Origin of the sequence: Streptomyces sp. NPDC059455 (assembly GCF_042750115.1) — a bacterium.
Lineage (GTDB): Bacteria > Actinomycetota > Actinomycetes > Streptomycetales > Streptomycetaceae > Streptomyces > Streptomyces endocoffeicus.
On sequence record NZ_JBHYVB010000073.1, the window covers coordinates 1 to 4,010 of the forward strand.

At 70.7% G+C, this 4,010-nt stretch carries 2 protein-coding genes; both read right to left on the bottom strand.

Annotated elements, in window-relative coordinates:
- Positions 1-108: 108 nt before the first annotated feature.
- The gene (locus ACFXB5_RS24885) at positions 109-1,635 is read right to left on the bottom strand and encodes an amino acid permease (RefSeq protein ID WP_385211622.1); all 1,527 of its coding nucleotides are present in this window, start codon (positions 1,633-1,635) and stop codon (positions 109-111) included.
- 175 nt (positions 1,636-1,810) lie between these two features.
- On the bottom strand, positions 1,811-3,775 hold the full coding sequence (gene dxs / locus ACFXB5_RS24890; RefSeq protein ID WP_385211624.1) for a 1-deoxy-D-xylulose-5-phosphate synthase: 1,965 nt from the start codon (positions 3,773-3,775) through the stop codon (positions 1,811-1,813).
- Between the last annotated feature and the right edge of the window lie 235 nt (positions 3,776-4,010).

Sequence of the window (4,010 nt, forward strand, 5' to 3'; positions counted from 1 at the left end):
GGGCCGCCCCTCCACCCCGGGGGGTCCAGGGGCGGAGCCCCTGGTAGCGGGAAGGGGCGGGGAGGGGAAAGCGTCGATATGCGGCTCCGCCGCGTGGTCCGCGGGCCGCTACCCCGTACGCGTTCCCGCCGCCGTCACCCGGCTGTGGCGGCGCCCGTAGAGGAAGTAGACGAGGAGGCCGATGACCATCCACACCCCGAACCGCAACCAGGTCTCGGCGGGCAGATTGAGCATCAGCCACACCGACGCGGCCACCGACAGGATCGGCAGCACCGGCACCCAGGGCGTGCGGAAGGCGCGGGGCAGGTCGGGGCGGGTGCGGCGGAGGATGATGACGCCCAGCGCGACCACGACGAAGGCGAAGAGCGTGCCGATGTTCACCAGGGCCGCCAGCTCGGAGATGGAGGTGAACCCGGCGACCACGGCGATGACCACGCCCAGCACGATCGTCGAGCGGTACGGCGTGCCGAAGCGCGGATGCACCCGGGAGAAGACCCTGGGCAGCAGCCCGTCGCGGCTCATCGCGAAGAACACCCGGCTCTGGCCGAGCAGCAGGATCATGGACACGGTGGTGAGCCCGACGGCGGCCCCGAAGCTGATGAGGCCCGCGTAGAACGGATGGCCGGTCGCCTTGAAGGCGTCGGCGAGCGGGGCGTCCACCGACAGCCTGGTGTACTTCTGCATGCCGGTGACCACGATGGACACCGCGACGTACAGCACCGTGCAGATGAGCAGCGAGCCCAGGATGCCGCGGGGCATGTCCCGCTGTGGGTTCCGGGTCTCCTCCGCCGCGGTCGCCACGATGTCGAAGCCGATGAAGGCGAAGAAGACCACGGCGGCGCCGGTGAAGATGCCCTGGACGCCGTAGGTCGTCGGTTCGTAACCGAACATCAGCTGGATCAGCGGCGCCTTCAGCCCGGAGCCGGAGACCGAGCCCTGGGCCTCGGGGATGAAGGGGTGGTAGTTCTCCGGGTGGATGAAGAAGGCGCCCGCGATGATGACGAGCAGCACCACGGCCACCTTGATCGCGACCACCGCGGAGGTGACCCGCGCGGACAGCTTCATGCCGAAGACCAGGATCGCGGTGATCACCAGGACGAGCAGGAAGGCCAGCAGGTCGAAGGAGAAGCCGTGCGCGGCCTCGGGCCCGGACAGGGCGTCGGGCAGATGCCATCCGGCGTTGTCCAGCAGCGAGCGGATGTACCCCGACCAGCCCACCGAGACCACGGCGCAGGCCAGGGCGAACTCCAGCACCAGGTCCCAGCCGATGATCCAGGCGGGCAGTTCGCCGAGCGAGGCGTACGAGAAGGTGTACGCGGATCCGGCGACCGGAACCGTCGAGGCGAACTCGGCGTAGCACAGCGCGGCCAGGGCGCAGGCGATACCGGCGGCCACGAAGGACAGCGCGGTGGCGGGCCCCGCCTGCTCCTTGGCGACCGAGCCGGTGAGCACGAAGATGCCGGTGCCGATGATGACGCCGACGCCGAAGACCGTGAGGTCCAGGACGGACAGGGATCGGGTGAGGGCGTGGTCGGGCTCCTCGGTGTCCCGGATGGACTGTTCGATGCTCTTGGTCCGCAGGTAGCGCGGCCGGACCCGGCCTCCGGTGCCTCCGCCTGGTTCCTGAACACTCACCGGTGCCACCTCCACGCCTGCCGTGCGGCTCATGCTTCTGGTTACCGATCGGCGGCGAGGCATGCACGCTCAGGGCCGTCCCCGATTCACCCGATGGGGGCGGGTGGTGCGACGCACGCTGGGCCGGTCGGAGCAGGAAGCGCTCCGGCCGGCCCAGGCGGAAAGGGGCGGTGGCTCAGTCGCGCACCGGTTCGGCCGTCGTCGGCCGGGTCACATCGGCGCCGTGGGAGCCCGCGTCCGCGGACTCGTCCTCGTACCGGCCGCCGATCCTGGAGACCAGCCCGGTGACCTGCCGGGCGATGTCCGGTGCGGTCAGCCCGATCTCGGCCATGACCTCCTTACGGGAGGCATGGTCGAGGAAGCGGGGCGGGATGCCGAAGTCGCGCACCGGCATGTCGACGCCCGAGTCGCGCAGCGCCTGGGCGACGGCGGAGCCCACACCGCCGACCCGGCTGTTGTCCTCGACGGTGACGACGACGCGGTGGCGCTCGGCGAGGGCGGGCAGTTCCTCGTCGACCGGCTTGACCCAGCGGGGGTCCACGACCGTTGTGGAAATGCCCTGTTTGTCGAGCAGGTCGGCGACGTCCAGGCACATCGGGGCCAGCGCGCCCACCGAGACCAGCAGCACATCGGGCCGCTCGCGGTCGGCCGCCGCGGGCTCCCGCAGCACGTCCATGCCGCCGATCCTGCCGACGGCCGCGACCGCCGGGCCCACCGCGCCCTTGGAGTAGCGCACCACGGTCGGCGCGTCCTCCACCCGCACGGCCTCGCGCAGCTGGGCGCGGACCTGGTCGGCGTCGCGCGGGGCGGCGATCCGCAGGCCGGGGACGACCTGCAGAAGCGACATGTCCCACATGCCGTTGTGCGAGGCCCCGTCGGTGCCGGTGATACCGGCGCGGTCCAGGACGAAGGTGACGCCGCACTTGTGCAGCGCCACATCCATCAGGACCTGGTCGAAGGCGCGGTTGAGGAAGGTGGCGTAGACCGCGAAGACCGGGTGGACGCCGCCGGTGGCCAGGCCCGCCGCCGAGACGGCCGCGTGCTGCTCGGCGATGCCCACGTCGTAGACCCGGTCCGGGAAGCGCTTGGCGAACTCGGTGAGCCCCACCGGGTGCAGCATGGCGGCGGTGATCGCGACGATGTCCTCGCGCTCCTCGCCGAGCTTGACCATCTCCTCGCCGAAGACCGAGGTCCAGTCGGCACCGGAGGCCGAGATCGGCAGCCCGGTGTCCGGGTGGATCTTGCCGACGGCGTGGAAGCGGTCCGCCTCGTCCTGGAGGGCGGGCTGGTAGCCGCGGCCCTTCTCGGTGAGGCAGTGCACGATGACCGGGCCGCCGAAACGCTTCGCCCGCTGCAGCGCCGACTCCAGCGCCTCGATGTCATGGCCGTCGATCGGGCCGACGTACTTCAGCCCCAGGTCCTCGAACATGCCCTGCGGGGTGATGAAGTCCTTCAACCCCTTCTTGGCTCCGTGCAGCGTCTCGTACAGCGGCCTGCCGACGACCGGGGTGCGCTCCAGCAGGTCCTTGCCGCGGGCCAGGAAGCGCTCGTAGCCGTCGGTGGTGCGCAGGGTGGCGAGGTGGTTGGCCAGGCCGCCGATGGTCGGGCCGTAGGAGCGCTCGTTGTCGTTGACGACGATGACCAGCGGGCGGTTCTTGGCGGCGGCGATGTTGTTGAGCGCCTCCCAGGCCATACCGCCGGTGAGCGCCCCGTCGCCGATCACGGCGACCACATGGTCCTGCTTGCCGAGCAGCTCATTGGCCTTGGCGAGGCCCTCTGCCCAGCCGAGGACGGTCGAGGCGTGGCTGTTCTCGATGACGTCGTGCTCGGACTCGGCGCGCGAGGGATAACCGGACAAACCGCCCTTGCTCTTGAGCTTGGAGAAGTCCTGGCGGCCGGTGAGCAGCTTGTGCACATAGGACTGGTGGCCGGTGTCCAGCAGCACCTTGTCCCGAGGCGATTCGAAGACCCGGTGCAGGGCGATGGTCAGCTCCACCACGCCGAGATTGGGGCCGAGATGGCCACCGGTCTTGGAGACGGCGTCGACGAGGAAGGAGCGGATCTCCGCGGCCAGCTGGTCCAGCTCCTCCGGAGTGAGCCGGTCCAGATCGCGCGGTCCCGTGATGCGGGTCAGCAGCACCCGTGCCTCCTTGCTTCGAGCGTCTCCATGGAGCTTGCCGTCCGCCCGAGTCTAATGTTCCGCGCTCCGGCGCAGACCTCCCCCCATGCGATCCCCGTCACGCGTGTTCTTTTCGGACAGCCCCCCCGGGGCAAAACGGGATTGCCCCCGGCGCCCCGGGGACCGCTGTGTAGTCCCGCGGGCACCCCCCCCCCCCCCACCCAGGTGGAGCCCGCGCCCCCCCGCAGCGGCGCAC